The organism is Campylobacter armoricus (assembly GCF_013372105.1).
GTDB classification, from domain to species: domain Bacteria; phylum Campylobacterota; class Campylobacteria; order Campylobacterales; family Campylobacteraceae; genus Campylobacter_D; species Campylobacter_D armoricus.
Genome location: NZ_CP053825.1, coordinates 422182 through 440078, shown reverse-complemented (window position 1 = coordinate 440078; position 17897 = coordinate 422182). Strand labels below are relative to the sequence as shown.

Annotated in this window: 14 protein-coding genes, 2 tRNA genes and 2 rRNA genes; 4 read left to right on the top strand and 14 right to left on the bottom strand. The window is 32.9% G+C overall.

Features of this window, described 5'->3' with window-relative positions; translation table 11 throughout:
• Nucleotides 1-110: 110 nt before the first annotated feature.
• The 7 genes from CARM_RS02280 to CARM_RS02250 form a co-directional block, all read right to left on the bottom strand.
• A 23S ribosomal RNA gene (locus tag CARM_RS02280) occupies nucleotides 111-3016 on the bottom strand.
• Nucleotides 3017-3459: 443 nt separating this feature from the next.
• Nucleotides 3460-3536, bottom strand: a tRNA-Ile gene (locus CARM_RS02275).
• 8 nt (nucleotides 3537-3544) lie between these two features.
• Nucleotides 3545-3620: transfer RNA gene (locus tag CARM_RS02270), tRNA-Ala, on the bottom strand.
• 97 nt (nucleotides 3621-3717) lie between these two features.
• A 16S ribosomal RNA gene (locus CARM_RS02265) occupies nucleotides 3718-5230 on the bottom strand.
• Together the 16S and 23S rRNA genes with 2 tRNA genes alongside form the textbook arrangement of a ribosomal RNA operon.
• Nucleotides 5231-5829: 599 nt before the next feature.
• Nucleotides 5830-6054, bottom strand: coding sequence for a hypothetical protein (locus CARM_RS02260; RefSeq protein ID WP_139493277.1), 225 nt, complete (start codon nucleotides 6052-6054; stop codon nucleotides 5830-5832).
• 171 nt (nucleotides 6055-6225) lie between these two features.
• Nucleotides 6226-6537 carry a hypothetical protein gene (locus CARM_RS02255; protein WP_139427081.1) on the bottom strand — a complete coding sequence of 104 codons (312 nt, stop codon included), beginning with the start codon at nucleotides 6535-6537 and terminating at the stop codon, nucleotides 6226-6228.
• Entirely contained in the window at nucleotides 6534-7022 is a 489-nt protein-coding gene (locus tag CARM_RS02250) for a hypothetical protein (protein ID WP_139427083.1), read from the bottom strand. Before CARM_RS02250 ends, CARM_RS02255 begins: the two co-directional genes overlap by 4 nt.
• A gap of 201 nt (nucleotides 7023-7223) precedes the next feature.
• On the opposite strand from CARM_RS02250, the gene CARM_RS02245 reads away from it, so the two are divergent.
• Entirely contained in the window at nucleotides 7224-7409 is a 186-nt protein-coding gene (locus tag CARM_RS02245; RefSeq protein WP_039667697.1) for a hypothetical protein, read from the top strand.
• An 83-nt stretch (nucleotides 7410-7492) separates the two neighbouring features.
• Here the strand turns inward: CARM_RS02245 and modB are convergent, their stop codons facing one another.
• Together modB and CARM_RS02235 are read right to left on the bottom strand one after the other, a co-directional pair.
• Complete coding sequence (modB, locus tag CARM_RS02240; protein ID WP_139427085.1) at nucleotides 7493-8164, bottom strand: molybdate ABC transporter permease subunit; 672 nt, start codon at nucleotides 8162-8164, stop codon at nucleotides 7493-7495.
• Nucleotides 8165-8179: 15 nt separating this feature from the next.
• Nucleotides 8180-9385: a saccharopine dehydrogenase family protein gene (locus CARM_RS02235; protein ID WP_139427088.1), complete on the bottom strand. Its 1206-nt coding sequence runs from the start codon at nucleotides 9383-9385 to the stop codon at nucleotides 8180-8182.
• Between the two features lie 135 nt (nucleotides 9386-9520).
• On the opposite strand from CARM_RS02235, the gene putP reads away from it, so the two are divergent.
• The 3 genes from putP to CARM_RS02220 all read left to right on the top strand — a co-directional run bounded on the left by putP (nucleotide 9521) and on the right by CARM_RS02220 (nucleotide 13415).
• On the top strand, nucleotides 9521-10999 hold the full coding sequence (gene putP / locus CARM_RS02230) for a sodium/proline symporter PutP (protein ID WP_139427090.1): 1479 nt from the start codon (nucleotides 9521-9523) through the stop codon (nucleotides 10997-10999).
• Between the two features lies 1 nt (nucleotide 11000).
• Nucleotides 11001-11975 (top strand): putative transporter, encoded by a 975-nt coding sequence (locus tag CARM_RS02225; protein ID WP_139427092.1) that lies wholly within the window; start codon nucleotides 11001-11003, stop codon nucleotides 11973-11975.
• A 72-nt stretch (nucleotides 11976-12047) separates the two neighbouring features.
• A complete protein-coding gene (locus CARM_RS02220; RefSeq protein ID WP_139427094.1) occupies nucleotides 12048-13415 on the top strand; it encodes a hemolysin family protein in 1368 nt (455 codons plus the stop codon).
• A gap of 21 nt (nucleotides 13416-13436) precedes the next feature.
• Here the strand turns inward: CARM_RS02220 and CARM_RS02215 are convergent, their stop codons facing one another.
• The 5 genes from CARM_RS02215 to CARM_RS08575 form a co-directional block, all read right to left on the bottom strand.
• Complete coding sequence (locus tag CARM_RS02215; RefSeq protein ID WP_139427096.1) at nucleotides 13437-14066, bottom strand: flavodoxin; 630 nt, start codon at nucleotides 14064-14066, stop codon at nucleotides 13437-13439.
• Nucleotides 14067-14212: 146 nt separating this feature from the next.
• Entirely contained in the window at nucleotides 14213-16288 is a 2076-nt protein-coding gene (gene fusA / locus CARM_RS02210; RefSeq protein WP_139427098.1) for an elongation factor G, read from the bottom strand.
• A gap of 15 nt (nucleotides 16289-16303) precedes the next feature.
• The gene (gene rpsG, locus CARM_RS02205; protein WP_012661188.1) at nucleotides 16304-16774 is read right to left on the bottom strand and encodes a 30S ribosomal protein S7; all 471 of its coding nucleotides are present in this window, start codon (nucleotides 16772-16774) and stop codon (nucleotides 16304-16306) included.
• Between the two features lie 67 nt (nucleotides 16775-16841).
• A complete protein-coding gene (rpsL, locus tag CARM_RS02200) occupies nucleotides 16842-17225 on the bottom strand; it encodes a 30S ribosomal protein S12 (RefSeq protein ID WP_012661187.1) in 384 nt (127 codons plus the stop codon).
• A 72-nt stretch (nucleotides 17226-17297) separates the two neighbouring features.
• Nucleotides 17298-17459, bottom strand: coding sequence for a CatA-like O-acetyltransferase (locus tag CARM_RS08575; protein ID WP_139427118.1), 162 nt, complete (start codon nucleotides 17457-17459; stop codon nucleotides 17298-17300).
• Nucleotides 17460-17897 lie beyond the last annotated feature (438 nt).

Here is a 17897-nt window from a genome sequence, read left to right as displayed (position 1 = left end):
AATATAAACTTTACTTGAAAGATTATTATCAAAGCTAAGCTATTGTTTAATAACTGAATATAAATTCTAAAGCTTTAAGTAAAAACCTTAACAAGGAAGTGATGCTTAAAAAAGATAAGCCAAACGCTCTATTAGTACTGGTCAGCTAAAGGACTTTCATCCATTACACACCCAGCCTATCAAACTAGTAGTCTTCTAGAGAGCTTAGAGAAGATTCATCTTAGAGTTGGCTTCACGCTTAGATGCTTTCAGCGTTTATCCGTTCCAAACTTAGCTACGCTGCGATGCTCTTGGCAGAACAACAGCTACACCAGTGGTTTGTTCAACCCGGTCCTCTCGTACTAGGGTCAAATCTCTTCAATCTTCTTACGCCCACGGCAGATAGGGACCGAACTGTCTCACGACGTTCTGAACCCAGCTCGCGTACCGCTTTAAATGGCGAACAGCCATACCCTTGGGACCTGCTCCAGCCCCAGGATGCGATGAGCCGACATCGAGGTGCCAAACCTCCCCGTCGATGTGAGCTCTTGGGGAGATCAGCCTGTTATCCCCGGGGTACCTTTTATCCTTTGAGCGATGGCCCTTCCACACAGAACCACCGGATCACTAAGACCGACTTTCGTCTCTGCTTGACTTGTATGTCTTGCAGTTAAGCTGGCTTATACCTTTATACTCTACGAACGATTTCCAACCGTTCTGAGCCAACCTTTGTAAGCCTCCGTTATTATTTGGGAGGCGACCGCCCCAGTCAAACTACCCACCAGACATTGTCCCACTTGAGGATAACTCAAGCTGGTTAGCTACCCAAATAAGAAAGAGTGGTATCTCAACAACGGCTCATATACAACTGGCGTCATATACTCAAAGCCTCCCACCTATCCTGCACATTCTTATCCAAATAGCAGTGTCAAGCTGTAGTAAAGGTCCACGGGGTCTTTCCGTCTTGCCGCGGGTAGGAGGAATTTTCACCTCCACTACAATTTCACTGGATCCCTCTTTGAGACAGCTCCCATCTCGTTACGCCATTCATGCAGGTCGGTATTTAACCGACAAGGAATTTCGCTACCTTAGGACCGTTATAGTTACGGCCGCCGTTTACTCGGGCTTCGATCAAGAGCTTCGCTAATGCTAACCCCATCAATTAACCTTCGAGCACCGGGCAGGCGTCACACCCTATACATCCTCTTACGAGTTAGCAGAGTGCTGTGTTTTTGGTAAACAGTCGGGAGGGACTCTTTGTTGTAAGTTTCTTTGCTTTCGAAGTAAATTCTAATACAAAGCGAACCACACCTTATACCGAAGATACGGTGCTATTTTGCAGAGTTCCTTAAAGAGAGTTCTTCCACGCGCCTTAGAATACTCATCCCACCCACCTGTGTCGGTTTACGGTACGGGCAACATTAGCTAAACTTAGAAACTTTTCTTGGCTCGACGGCATCAGCAATTCTCCTCGCTGTCCGAAGACTTTGAAGAGCCTTTAAGATCTCGGAGTATTCTTATACGGATTTGCCTATATAAGCTCCTACATCCTTAGACTAGCACTTCCATCCGCTAGCTTGCTTAGCCCTAAGCGTCCTTCCATCGCACACTAATGTTGGTATTGGAATATTAACCAATTTGCCATCACCTACCCCTTTCGGACTCGGCTTAGGACCCGACTAACCCTACGATGACGAGCATCGCGTAGGAAACCTTGGGTTTACGGCGTTAATGATTCTCACATTAATTATCGCTACTCATGCCTGCATGCTCACTTCTATTCGCTCCAGCACTCCTTACCGGTATACCTTCGACGCAAATAGAACGCTCTCCTACCACTTAGTAAAACTAAGTCTATAGCTTCGGTGCTTACTTTAGCCCCGTTATATTTTCCGCGCAAAATCACTAGACCAGTGAGCTATTACGCTTTCTTTAAAGGATGGCTGCTTCTAAGCCAACCTCCTGGTTGTTTAAGTAACTTCACATCGTTTTCCACTTAAGTAAGACTTGGGGACCTTAGCTGATAGTCTGGGTTGTTTCCCTCTTGACGACGGATTTTATCACTCGCCGCCTGACTGCTGTGATTACACTAAAGGTATTCGGAGTTTGATAGGGTTTGGTACATTGGTGTATGCCCTAGCCCATTCAGTGCTCTACCCCCTTTAGTTACGACACAACGCTATACCTAAATATATTTCGGAGAGAACCAGCTATCACGAAGTTTGATTGGCCTTTCACCCCTATCCACAAGTCATCCCATAGCTTTTCAACGCTAGCGGGTTCAGTCCTCCACTAGTTCTTACACTAGCTTCAACTTGCTCATGGATAGATCACTTCGTTTCGGGTCTGCAGCATCTGACTTAATCGCCCTATTCAGACTCGCTTTCGCTACGGCTTCGCGTGTGCTTAACCTTGCCAGACACCACAACTCGCAGGCTCATTATGCAAAAGGCAGTCCATCACACTGTATTGCTACATAGTGCTCTGAATGATTGTAAGCAAATGGTTTCAGGTTCTATTTCACTCTGATCACCTCAGTTCTTTTCACCTTTCCCTCACGGTACTTGTGCACTATCGATCTGGTATTAGTATTTAGGGTTGGATCGTGGTCGACCCAGCTTCAGACAAAATTCCACGTGTTTCGCCCTACTCAGGATACTGCTAGCTAAAGTTTGGTTTTCGCATACGGGACTATCACCCTCTATGGCTATACTTTCCAGAATGTTCTGCTAACCTCACTTATTGCACATTGCAGTCCTACAACCCCAGTGCAAGCACTGGGTTTGCCCTCTTACGCTTTCGCTCGCCGCTACTGACGCAATCTCTATTGATTTCTTTTCCTGTAGGTACTAAGATGTTTCAATTCCCTACGTTCGCTCCATTATGGTAATGTATATCTCTATACATTGGGTTGCCCCATTCGGAAATCTACGGATCAAAGCTTCTTGACAGCTCCCCGTAGCTTATCGCAGTCTAGTACGTCCTTCATCGCCTTTACCAGTCAAGGCATCCACCATTCGCTCTTAGTAGCTTACCTTTTTTACCTTTTATTCTAAAACGCATCACTTCCTTGTTAAAGTTTTTATGATAAGACTTTACTATCTCAAGACGGAAAGCATTTAAACACTTAATAAAACTAAATAAAAATTAGTCTAACTAAGCTGTGAGTTTAAAACTTCTCTTTAACTAAAAGCTAAAGAAAAGATAGCTAGGTTTTATCCTTTAACAAGTCCTGTAAAATTGTTTTTATTAAAACTTGCTTGTGACTCTTAACAATGATAATTCAAATAACATTAAATAACTAATCTAATATAAAATATTTTATTATTTATTTAGCTTAGGTCTTAAAACCTAAAGAAAGTATATATAAAGAGTTTAAATAATTTAAAAATATAAGAAGTATTATATTTTATGTTGTATTTATATACTTACTTTAAGTTTTAAAACTTTAATTTAAGATCGATAAACAAATCTTTTTTATGGTGGGCCTAACAAGACTTGAACTTGTGACCTCACCCTTATCAGGGGTGCACTCTAACCAGCTGAGCTATAGGCCCTTAATAAATGGTGGAGAATAGCGGGATCGAACCGCTGACCTCCTGCGTGCAAAGCAGGCGCTCTCCCAGCTGAGCTAATTCCCCAAAATTAGCTTTTCATCAATCTTTGAAATCTAAACAAGAATCAATTGAGTTTATATATTGAAGTAATAGTTGTGAGACTTATTACTTTGTACTCTAGAAAGGAGGTGATCCAACCGCAGGTTCTCCTACGGTTACCTTGTTACGACTTCACCCCAGTCGCTGATTCCACTGTGGGGGATAACCAGTTTAGTATTTCCACTTCGAGTGAAATCAACTCCCATGGTGTGACGGGCGGTGAGTACAAGACCCGGGAACGTATTCACCGTAGCATGGCTGATCTACGATTACTAGCGATTCCGGCTTCATGCTCTCGAGTTGCAGAGAACAATCCGAACTGGGACATATTTTATAGATTTGCTCCACCTCGCGGTATTGCGTCTCATTGTATATGCCATTGTAGCACGTGTGTCGCCCTGGGCATAAGGGCCATGATGACTTGACGTCGTCCACACCTTCCTCCTCCTTACGAAGGCAGTCTATTTAGAGTGCTCACCCGAAGTGTTAGCAACTAAATACGTGGGTTGCGCTCGTTGCGGGACTTAACCCAACATCTCACGACACGAGCTGACGACAGCCGTGCAGCACCTGTCTCTAAGTTCTAGCAAGCTAGCACCCTCATATCTCTATAAGGTTCTTAGGATATCAAGCCCAGGTAAGGTTCTTCGCGTATCTTCGAATTAAACCACATGCTCCACCGCTTGTGCGGGTCCCCGTCTATTCCTTTGAGTTTTAATCTTGCGACCGTACTCCCCAGGCGGTATGCTTAATGCGTTAGCTGCATTACTGAGATGACTAGCACCCCAACAACTAGCATACATCGTTTAGGGCGTGGACTACCAGGGTATCTAATCCTGTTTGCTCCCCACGCTTTCGCGCCTTAGCGTCAGTTAAGTTCCAGCAGATCGCCTTCGCAATGGGTATTCTTGGTGATATCTACGGATTTTACCCCTACACCACCAATTCCATCTGCCTCTCCCTCACTCTAGATTACCAGTTTCCCAAGCAGTTTAATGGTTAAGCCATTAGATTTCACAAGAGACTTGATAATCCGCCTACGCGCCCTTTACGCCCAGTGATTCCGAGTAACGCTTGCACCCTCCGTATTACCGCGGCTGCTGGCACGGAGTTAGCCGGTGCTTATTCCTTAGGTACCGTCAGAATTCTTCCCTAAGAAAAGGAGTTTACGCTCCGAAAAGTGTCATCCTCCACGCGGCGTTGCTGCGTCAGGGTTTCCCCCATTGCGCAATATTCCCTACTGCTGCCTCCCGTAGGAGTCTGGACCGTGTCTCAGTTCCAGTGTGACTGATCATCCTCTCAGACCAGTTAAGCGTCATAGCCTTGGTGAGCCATTACCTCACCAACTAGCTGATACTATATAGTCTCATCCTACACCGAAAAACTTTCCCTACTCAACTTGTGTTAAGCAGGAGTATAGAGTATTAGCAGTCGTTTCCAACTGTTGTCCTCTTGTGTAGGGCAGATTAACTATACCTTACTCACCCGTGCGCCACTAATCCACAACTAGCAAGCTAGTTGCTTCATCGTTCGACTTGCATGTATTAGGCACGCCGCCAGCGTTCACTCTGAGCCAGGATCAAACTCTCCATAAAAATATAGATAGTTTAATCTTTTTCTTCAAAGAAAAAGTATTTTAAAGATTAATAAAAATAATCTTTAATTATTTAATTGATAGATTTACATTATTTAAAGTAAATCTCTGGCTCAATCGATCACTTATTTAGATTTCAAAGATTGACTATAAGATTTGATTAACAATATTAATAATTTAAAGAACAATTTAAAAATTAGAGATTGAAATATCTTAATTTTTACTTACCTTTTTTTAAAAAAGGAAATGAAATTATATCAATATAAGCTTAAAGTTTTATTAATAAAATTAGGAAAATTTTTGGATTTATTTCTTGTATTCTCACTAAGATATAAATAAATAAAGATAAATAAAATAGTATATATTTCATTGTAAGTATTGTAGCGTAAAAGTTATGGTTGATAATTGATAAAGCAAAATAAGGATTGATAAGGATTGATAAGGATTGATAAGGATTGATAAGGATTGATAAGGATTGATAGGTTTTATTAATCCTTATAATATATACATATATTATTATTAATCAATAATCTAATAATTCAACATTAATATGTTTATTATCATCACTAAGTTGCACTCTATAGTATAAATTTAATTCCACTATACCATCTCCATTAACAATAGTTTTAATTTGTCTTTTAATTCTTGTCCTAATAGATTTTTTACTAAATTAGAAGGTGGTTTTAATTCATCAGGTGTATTTGGAAAATTTGCTTTAATATCTACTTGACAATGTTTGTATTTATATTTAGAATTTTCTTCTTGAGTTCTAAAATTTGTAAATTCTATTTTGACATTTTTTAGATATTCTTTATATTTTTCCAATAACTCACTTGCATTCACCCCAAAAAGTTCAACTCTTGCAAGATTTAAGCTTTCTATATAAGTATTTTCAAATTCTTCTTTAGCTAACCCTTCTAAAAGCTCTAATGTAACTTTATCATCGCATTTTGGCGTTGTATCATAACAAACACTAAAGAAAAAACAGACATTATGCTAATTAATATTTTTATAATTTTCATTGAAATTCCTTATTTGTTCTATAGTATTTAAAATTTTATGATTATACTCACTACTTTCACCGATAAAAATTTTTAAAAATTCAATTCCGAAATGGGATGGAAAAATAAAATAACAAGAATTTTTATTATAAGCAAAATTCTTGGTTAATGTTTTAATACATATTGAAATTTCATTTTTATTTGTTGATGCTTCTCCAATAACTACTTCAAACAAATCATCTTTAAAAATAACCTCAAAAGGATATTTTTCGCTTTCTATAAAAGGCTTTACATTTTCAGTATTCACACGCTATCCTTTGATAAAGTTTCATCAAGAATGTTATTAATTTTTTCTATATTTTGATTTCTAAGACTTACTCCAACCATAAACAAATCAGCTACCCATAATCCTTGACCTCCATAATAAAAGAATATATACAATAAACCTATTAAAGGATCATAAGGATTCATATTTAAGAAAAATGAAACAATGATAGCCATTATTGTAAATATAAGTCCAAATAAACCAAATTTAAAATGCCCTATAGCAAATCTAACAATCCCTAATGCACCAAATATAAAATTATAAAGCCAAAAAACATTTGTTGGATTTATAATTTTTGTATTTGATAATTTAAACGCAACTTCGTTTAATTGTTCATTGTTTAGTTTTTCAAACTTCAGTTTTAATTCTTCATTAGAAATTTTAGGTTTTTCAAATTTTATATACCAATTTGTAAGCCAATGATATTTTCTTGGAAGCTTATTTTCTATTGAATAATATAAATCCAAACCTGTTATTTTAATCCTTTTTATTTTAATTTTTTAATTTGATTTTGAATTATTTCACAACATAACTTAATATATATTTAATATTTCAATTATTTTTTTATTTTTTATTGAATATTTCAATTGTTTTTAATAAAGAAAAAACTTTATACAATTTATTTTTTATAATTTAAGGATATAAGCTTGAAGAAAACAAAGCGAGATATGGCATATGAATTAGATATTGATGTTAGTACTTTATACAATTGGAGAAAATATAAACCAAATTTATACCGCATAGTAATGCTTGGTTTTAAATATAATAGTCTTTTAGAATGTCATAAAAAAACATACGAGGAATTATTAAATATTGAAAATGAAATTTTAGAAGAAATAGAAAAATTTAAATAAAATATTTGTAATTATTATACAATTTGTATTTAATGATAATATTATTCGATTTTTATCTTCTTTTACAACAAAATTAACATTTGTTATTTATTTTTAAAAAAATTTACACAAAATAAAACCATACAACTAAAAATTAATAAAATCAAACTATATATATGTGCGGTTGTAAAATCTAAATTTTCCATACTTTCATAAATAGCTACACTTGCTACTTTGGTTTCACCACTTAATGAACCTCCTATCATTAATACTATGCCAAACTCACCCATAGTATGAGCAAAAGTGATAACCAAAGCACTCATTATAGCTGGTTTTATGCTTGGTAAAATCACTTTAAAAAGAGTTTCCAAAGTACTTTTTCCCAAAGAATAACTAGCTTCTGTAATATTTTTTGGAAGAGCTAACATAGCTGAATATAAAGGATTAAACATAAAAGGCAAAGAATAAATACAACTTGCCATTACCAAACCTTCAAAAGTAAAAACCAAAGAAATATTAAAATTTTTCTCCAAAAATTCCCCTAAGATGGAATATTTTGAAAATAAAATTAATAAATAAAAACCTATTACAGATGGTGGCAAAACCAAAGGTAAAGATATAAGTGTTTCTAAAAAATTTTTAAATTTAAAATTTTTAAAAGCAAAAAGCCAAGCAAGAAAAATACAAAATAAAAATAAAATCACACATGTGATAAAAGATAATTTAATGGAAACCAAAAAAGGTTCCCAATCTATACTTTCTAAATTTTTGAACACTTTTTAGACTTTATTTTACTTTCCTAAATTTGGTTCCATTTCTATTATTTTCCATGGAAGTCCTTGAGAATTTAGCTCATCCATAAAAGCTTTGGCATCAAATTCTTCCATATTAAACACGCCTTGTCCTTTCCAAATACCTTTAGCTATTAGTTTTGTTCCTATCATTGCAGGAACTCCAGTGGTATAACTTACAGCTTGAGCACCCGTTTCTTTAAAACATTCTTCATGATTGCAAACATTGTATATATAAATTTGTTTATCTTTGCCATCTTTAATACCTCTTATAACACATCCTATATTTGTATATCCTTTTGTTCTAGGGCCTAAACTAGCAGGATCAGGCAATAAAGTCTTTAAAAATTCTATAGGAATTATCTCTACGCCTTTATGCATTATAGGTTTAATACCTAACATTCCTACATTTTCTAAACATTTCATATGTGTTAAATAACTTTGTCCAAAAGTCATGAAAAATCTTATTCTTTTTAAACCTTTTATATTTTTTACTAAACTTTCTAATTCTTCATGATAAAGCAAATAACTATCTTTTACACCAACTTCAGGATAATCCCACTCCATTTTTATTTGCATAGGATCAGTTTCTATCCATTTTCCATTTTCCCAATAACGCCCTTTTGCTGATACTTCTCTTAAATTTATTTCAGGGTTAAAATTTGTAGCAAAAGCATAACCATGATCTCCCGCATTGCAATCTAATATATCTATATAATGAATTTCATCAAATAAATTTTGTTGTGCATAAGCACAAAATACATTAGTTACACCAGGATCAAAACCACTTCCTAAAAGCCCTAAAATTCCAGCTTCTTTAAATTTTTCATTTCTTGCCCATTGTTCTTTGTATTCAAATTTTGCTAAATCAGGATGTTCGTAATTTGCTGTATCTACATAATGAATTTTTGCTTTTATACAAGCATCCATCAAACTTAAATCTTGATAAGGTAAAGCCACATTTAATAAAATTTGAGCACCTGTTTGTTTTATAAGCTCAACAACCGCATCAGTGTCATCAGCATCAATTTGTGCGGTTTGAATTTCTACCCCTAAACGATCTTTTATAAATTTAGCTATTTCATCGCATTTACTTTTTGTTCTACTTGCTAAAGTTATTTTACTAAATACATCAGCATTCATAGCACATTTTACACTTGCAACGCGACTTACTCCGCCAGCACCTATTATTAAAAGATTTTTCATTTATCATTCCTTAATTTTTCAAAAATTATAACAAAAAAACTTTATAAAGCTTTAAATAAAAACTAAAAATACTTTTTATAATGTTTTTTTAAAATAAAAAAAGTAAAATGATAATTTTTTAATTTAAGGACACTTATGAACTTACAAAGTGTAGAACTTTCATATCCTATTGTTATCACTTTTATTGCCTATGCATTTTTAATGCTTTTTATAGGCTTTTATTTTTATAAAAAAAATCAAAATAGCAAAGATTACTTTTTAGGCAATGCTTCTATGGGACCAGTAGTATCTGCTTTGAGTGCAGGGGCTTCAGATATGAGTAGTTGGCTTTTGATGGCTTTTCCTGGTGCTTTGTATGCAGCTGGACTTGGTCAAATTTATATAGCTATAGGTTTAACCTTTGGTATGTTTTTAAACTGGACTTTTATAGCAAAAAGACTTAAAATTTTTTCTCAGATAGCCAAAGAATGTATCACAATACCTGATTTTTTTGAAACTCGTTTTCACGATGATAAACATATTTTAAGAAGCATATGTGCAATAGTTATTTTAATATTCTTTACAATTTATATTAGTGCAGGATTAGTAAGTGGTGCAAAACTTTTTGAAAGTGTATTTAATTTATCATATACTCTTGCATTAAGTATTGGATTTTTAGTCATTGTTTTATATACTTTTTTAGGTGGATATAAAGCAGTATGCTGGACTGATATGATACAAGGGCTTTTAATGATGAGTTCACTTATAATCATTCCTTTTGTAATGATTTTTGAATTAGGTGGATTTGGGGAAGCTTTTTCAACTATAAATAATATAAAACCTCAAGCTTTTGGTTTAGATGGCGGAGGTTGGATAGTGGTAATATCTACATTAGCTTGGGGACTTGGATATTTTGGTCAACCTCATATTTTAATTCGTTTTATTTCTATAAAAAATGTAAAAGAAATTCCTACTGCAACTTTTATAGGTATAACTTGGATGGTAGTTTCTTTATTTGGTGCTGCTATGATAGGATTTTTAGGTATTGCTTATGTTGCTAAATTTAATCTTACTTTAAATGATCCTGAAAGAATATTTATCGTAATGTCTCAAGTACTTTTTAATCCTTGGATAGCTGGAATTTTATTATCTGCTATACTAGCTGCTATTATGAGTACTGCAAGTTCTCAATTGTTAGTGTGTGCTTCTAGTTTAGCACAAGATTTTTATACGCAAATTTTAAAAAGAAAAACAGATGATAAAAAAATAACTTTATTATCACGCTTAGCTGTATTAATGGTGGCACTAGTGGCTTTTTTACTATCTCTTGACACTCAAAGTCAAATTTTAAGTATAGTTTCCTATGCTTGGGCAGGATTTGGAGCAAGTTTTGGAAGTGTTGTTTTATTTTCATTATTTTATAAAAATATGAGTAAAGAAGGTGCTATAGCTGGAATGATTAGCGGAGCTTTAACCGTTATATTTTATAAACATTTTGGTTCAAATTTTATTGCAATTTATGAAATCATTCCTGGATTTTTAGCTGCAAGTTGTTTTATTGTGATTTTTAGTGTAATTTTTAAAGCAAAAAAACATACAATAAAACACTATGAAAAAATGTTAAAAGAGATTTAAAATGTTTAAATCTTTCTTTTACTCTAAAAAATGGATTTTATGGGCTTATTTGGGTTTATTTTTTTTATTAAGTTCTTTGTTAGCACAAACTTCAATTAATGTTGCAATTAATGAATGGTATAAAGAATTTTATGATGTGTTACAAGATGCTAAAAATCATAATATAAATGATTTTTATCACTTTATAAAGCAATTTTTATATTTAGCACTGCCTTATGTATTAATCGCTACCATCACGCAATATTTTGGAAGCATTTATGCATTTAAATGGCGTGAAGCTATGACATTTGATTATATTAAATTTTGGCAAAAAAAAGATGATAATATAGAGGGTAGCTCACAAAGAATTCAAGAAGATATTTATAATTTTTCAAAAATTATTGAAAGTTTAGGACTTGCTTTTGTAAAAGCTTTGATGACTTTAATTGCTTTTATACCAATATTATGGATGCTTAGTGAGCATGTAAATTTGCCTATTTTAAAAGATATCAAAGGTTCTTTGGTATGGATAGCTTTTCTGGTTTCTTTAGGGGGTCTTGTTATATCATGGTTTGTTGGTATAAAACTACCAGGGCTTGAATATAATAATCAAAAGGCCGAAGCTGCCTTTAGAAAAGAACTTGTTTTTGCTGAAGATGATAGAAAAAATTACGCAAATGATGAAAGTATTTTAAGTTTATTTACCGGACTTAAAATTAACTATAAAAGATTGTTTTTGCACTATGGATATTTTAATATATGGCTTTATTTATTTGAACAAATTATGGTTATAGTGCCTTTTTTGATTATGGCTCCAAGTTTATTTTTAGGACTTATACAACTTGGAATTATCATACAAGTTGGGAATGCTTTTGATCAGGTTAGATCTTCGTTTAGTATTTTTATTACAAATTGGACAACTATTACACAATTGCGTAGTATTTATAAGCGCTTAGATGAATTTGAAAAAAATATAGATTATAGAAAAACTAAATAAATACATTTTTTAAGCAATTTTTATAGCTTAATTTTGATATAATTTTGCAAAAATTTTATTAAAGGAGTTTTTTTGGACCCCAGTCAAATTTTAGACTTAAACCAAACATTACCTGCTGTTGCCTCTATTGATATGGGTTATTCTACTTTTATGATTCTTATTGCATTGGCTTTAGTATTATTAAATGGGTTTTTTGTTTTATCTGAATTTAGTATCGTTAAGGTGCGAAGATCAAAACTTGAAGAAATGATAAAAGAAAAAAAACCTAATGCAAAAAAAGCTTTAGAGGTGACTTCTAAACTTGATACTTACTTGAGTGCATGCCAATTGGGTATTACTCTAAGCTCTCTAGCGCTTGGATGGATAGGCGAACCTGCTATTGCTAAAATATTAGAAATTCCTTTAGCTAATCTAGGACTAAAACCTGCATTAATTCACACCATAGCATTTGTTATAGCTTTTGCTATTATTACATTGTTACATGTTGTTTTAGGTGAATTGGTTCCAAAAAGTGTTGCTATAGCTATTGCAGATAAAGCTGTTTTATGGGTTGCAAGACCATTACATTTATTTTGGTTACTTTTCTTACCATTTATTAAAACATTTGATTTTTTAGCAGCATTTTCCTTAAAAATTATAGGTATAAAACCAGCTAAAGAACATGAATTAAGTCATTCTGAAGAAGAAATCAAATTTATTGCAAGTGAAAGCCAAAAAGGTGGAGTATTAGATGAATTTGAAACTGAAATCATTCGCAATGCTGTTGATTTTTCAGATACAGTTGCAAAAGAAATTATGACACCTAGAAAAGATATGATTTGTCTTAACAAGCAAAAAAGCTATGAAGAAAATATGCAAATTGTGTGTCAATACAAACACACACGCTTTCCATATATCGATGGTTCTAAAGATGTTATTTTAGGTATGGTTCATATTAGAGATATTATGCAAAACGAGCTTAGTAAAAATAAAAAAAAATTAGATGATTTTTTAATCAAAATGATATTAGTTCCAGAAAACATTAGTATTTCTAAAGTTCTTTTTATGATGAATAAAGAACAAGTCCATACTGCATTGGTGGTAGATGAGTATGGTGGAACAGCTGGACTTTTAACTATGGAAGATATTATGGAAGAAATTGTTGGTGATATTAACGATGAACACGATGATTCTAGACCGCATTTTAAAAAACTTGCTGAAAATATCTATGAATTCCAAGGAAGATATGAGATTAGTGAGGTAGAAGAACTTCTAAATATTCGTTATGATGAAGAATTAGATCAAGTTACTATAGGTGGATATGTATTCAATCTTTTAGGACGCTTACCAGTTGTTGGAGATAGAATTGAAGATGAATTTTGCCACTATGAAGTTAAAAAAATGGATGGAAATAGTATAGATCGCATGAAAGTTGTAAAAAAAATTCAAATGCAAGAATAAATCCTGTTAAAAAAACAGGGATTAATTCTTGTATTTCTTAAGCCATAAATCTATTTTTTGTTTATCAGCTGAAGTAAGATAATTTGTATTGTTATTTATATATTTTTCATTTTTACTTTTTAAATTTTGATCTTCTTTTTCAAAGGCAGCTTTTATATCAATTCCTTCTAAAATTTTTGAATTAGGTATTAGACCTTGTATATCTTTTACACATCCTTCAATACCATCTTTTACTTGTGTGCAAAATGGAATAATAATTTTAGAATCAAAATTATACATACTTAAAAAAGTTCTTAAAGGAGAGGAAATACCACCAGCCCAAACAGGAGTTCCTATAAATATCATATCATAATTATTAGGTTCAAAATTAATATTAACCAATTTTGGTTTAAAATTTCTATTCCTTTCATCTTTTGCGATTTTAGACATTGTGTCAAAATCACTAGGATAAGAATTTATAGTTTGCAGACTTATTAAATCTGATTTTGTAATATTTTGTAAATATTTAGCTAAAATATGTGTATTTAAAGTTCTACTATAATAAACAATTGCACTTTTCTTACCTTCTGTTCTAGCAAAACCAAACTGCGCACAATATACTAAAGAGCTTAGTAGAAAAGCTTTTTTTAAGAAATCTCTTCTTGAATTCATAATTTACCATCCTATTGTAAAAAATTTCAGATGCAAGATTGTATTATTTATTAAATTAATTATTAATAAATTATTTTAAGGAGTAAGAGAAGTGTGTTGATAGAAGTTATAAATCAAGATGAGTTATTTCTCATCTTGATAAAAAATTACCCATTTCTTTTTTTGATAATTTCTTCAGAAACATTTTTAGGAACTTCATCATAATGATCAAATTCCATAGAATAAGTAGCACGACCTTGAGTTTGACTTCTAAGATCAGTAGAATATCCAAACATTTCAGCTAATGGACAAAATGCTGTGATGATTTTATTACCACCTCTTTCATCCATAGAATTTACTTGACCACGGCGCTTATTTAAATCACCTATTACATCGCCCATATATTCTTCAGGAGTTTCAACTTCGACTTTCATCATAGGTTCAAGTATTACAGCACCTGCTTTTCTTGCACCTTCTTTAAAGCCCATAGAAGCTGCAAGTTTAAATGCCATTTCGGATGAATCTACTTCATGGTAACTTCCATCATAAACAGTTACTTTAACATCTTCAACAGGATATCCTGCTAAAACACCATTTTGTAATGCTTCTTGCACACCTTTATCAACAGCAGGAATATATTCTTTTGGAATAACACCACCTTTAATGTCATTTACAAATTCATAACCACTACCTGGCTCCATAGGCTCAAGGCGTAAAAATACATGTCCGTATTGACCGCGACCACCTGATTGCTTAGCATATTTATATTCTTGCTCAACAGTTTTTCTAATAGTTTCACGATAAGCAACTTGAGGTTGACCTACTTCAGCTTCTACTTTAAATTCTCTAAGCATACGATCAACAATGATTTCTAAGTGAAGCTCACCCATACCTGAAATAATAGTCTGTCCACTTTCTTCATCAGTTGAAACTCTAAAGCTTGGATCCTCTTGTGCTAATTTATTTAAAGCTATAGACATTTTCTCTTGATCAGCCTTTGTTTTAGGTTCAACCGCAACAGAGATAACAGGATCTGGAAAATCCATTCTTTCTAAAATAACTTTATCTTTTTCGCTTGCTAAAGTATCACCGGTCAATGTATCTTTAAGACCCACAACCGCTCCAATTTCTCCAGCATATAAAGTTTTAATTTCTTCTCTTTTATTAGAGTGCATTTTCAAAAGACGACCAATTCTTTCTTTTTTATCTTTTGTTGAATTATATGCATAAGAACCACTTTCTAAGCTTCCTCTATACACACGAACAAAAGTAAGTTGTCCAACAAATGGGTCAGTCATAATTTTAAATGCAAGTCCTGCAAATTCGCCATCATCAGTTGATTTTACAGAAACTTCAGTCCCATCTTCGTATTCACCTTTGATATTAGCTACTTCATCAGGAGCTGGCAAATATGCAACAACAGCATCAAGTAAAGGTTGTATACCTTTATTTTTAAATGCGGTTCCACAAAGCATAGGAACCATAGAAAGACTTAAACATCCAGCTTTAATTCCTGCTCTGATTTCATCTTGAGTGAGTTCTTCTCCGCCTAAATATTTTTCCATTAACTCATCAGATGTTTCAGATACTGCTTCTATCATTTTAGTGCGATATTCTTCAGCTTTTTCCATTAATTCAGCTGGAATTTCTTTTTCTACATAATCAGTCGGTTTATTTTCATCTTCCCATGCCAAAGCTTTCATTGTAATAAGATCAATCACACCTTTGAAATTATCTTCAGCACCAATTGGAATTTGAAGTGGAACTGGATTACCTTTTAAGCGATTTTTGATTTGCTCTTCAACATTAAAGAAATTTGCACCAATTCTATCCATTTTATTTACGAAAACGATTCTTGGAACACCATATTTATTAGCTTGTCTCCAAACCGTTTCAGATTGTGGCTGAACTCCACCTACAGAACAAAAAACAGAAACTGCACCATCTAAAACACGCATTGATCTTTCAACTTCGATTGTAAAATCAACGTGGCCTGGAGTGTCTATAAGGTTAATTTGGTGATTTTTCCAAAAACAAGTTGTAGCAGCAGAAGTAATTGTAATACCTCTTTCTTTTTCTTGCTCCATCCAGTCCATCGTAGCTGCACCATCATGCACTTCACCAATTTTATGACTCATACCTGTAAAGAAAAGAATTCTTTCACTTGTAGTTGTCTTACCTGCGTCAATATGAGCTGCAATACCTATATTTCTAACTCTTTTTAAAGGAGTACTTCTTGACATATCCTACGCTCCTTCTTACCAACGATAATGAGCAAATGCTTTATTAGCTTCTGCCATTTTATAAGTATCTTCTTTTTTCTTGAATGAAGCACCTTTGCTATTAGCTGCATCTAATAATTCAGCTGCTAATTTTTCTATCATAGTTCTTTCGCTTCTTTTTCTAGCAAAAGAAATAATCCATCTTATAGCTAAAGCTTGTTGTCTAGCAGGACGAACTTCAACCGGAACTTGATAAGTAGCTCCACCAACACGGCGAGATTTAACTTCTAACAAAGGCTTGATATTTTCAATAGCATCATTAAAAATTTCTATACCTTTCTTCTCTCCACCTTTTTTATCAATAGCTTCTAAAGCACCATACATAATAGTAGTAGCTGTGCTTTTTTTACCATCATACATTAAAGAATTAATGAATTTTGTGATTACTTTGTTTCCATAAATCGGATCTGGCAAGACTTCTCTTACCGGAGCTTTTCTTCTTCTCATAATTTTCCTTCAAATTTATAATTTTACTCAAACAAAATCAAATCTAACGGATTTGTCTGCAATTTTATTACTTAGCTGCTGCTTTAGGGCGTTTTGCACCATATTTAGAACGAGAAACAGTTCTTTTTGCAACACCTGCTGTATCTAAAGCACCACGAACAATGTGATACTTAACACCTGGTAAGTCTTTTACCCTACCACCACGCACTAAAACAATGCTGTGTTCTTGTAGGTTGTGACCTTCACCACCGATATAACTAATAACTTCAAAGCCACTTGTAAGTCTTACTTTGGCAACTTTTCTTAACGCTGAGTTTGGTTTTTTAGGAGTTGTTGTATAAACCCTAGTACAAACTCCCCTTCTTTGTGGGCAATTTTTAAGCGCTGGTGATTTAGATTTTTCTAAAACTTTTTTGCGCTCTTTTCTAACCAATTGATTTATGGTTGGCACAGTAATTCCTTTCATTAATAAAATAATAAACTTTGGATGATATCTAAATTTTACTTATAAAATTATAAACTATTAAGGTTTTCTTGGAGTTTTTCTAAAAACATAAATGTGATAAGCATCATTGGTGGCATGATTAACATTAATACTAAAAGGAATGAGAAATTTTTTATTTTCTTTTATAATCTTTCCACTTGTGATAATAGGAAAGAAACATTGCTCTTTTTTTGCAAATATAAAGAAAAATTTTCAAAAGCTATCCAAGGAATAGCAGAAATATTAAAAAGATTATCCACAGGCTCTTTTAAGAACATACTTTTGCATTTTTATTAATTGCTTATCCTTATTTATATAAAGATAAAGAATAATTTAAATTTTCTTTACAAAAATCTAAAGAATAGAAAAAGTTTAATATTTTTATAGAAAATAACACAAGAAGGAAGAATAAAACCATAGCATATTAGCAGTCTATTTTATCTAAACTAAATAAAAATCATTAAGGTATTTATGCTTTTTGATAACATAGATAAATTCACAATTGCAAATTTTAACAAAATGATATCTACTTTGGCAGTAACTTCAAAAGAATAAGGAATATTTTGAGTACAAAAATTAAAATGTTCTTTTTTTATATTGTTCTAAATCAATTATTTTAAACATAAAATATTTTAAAAA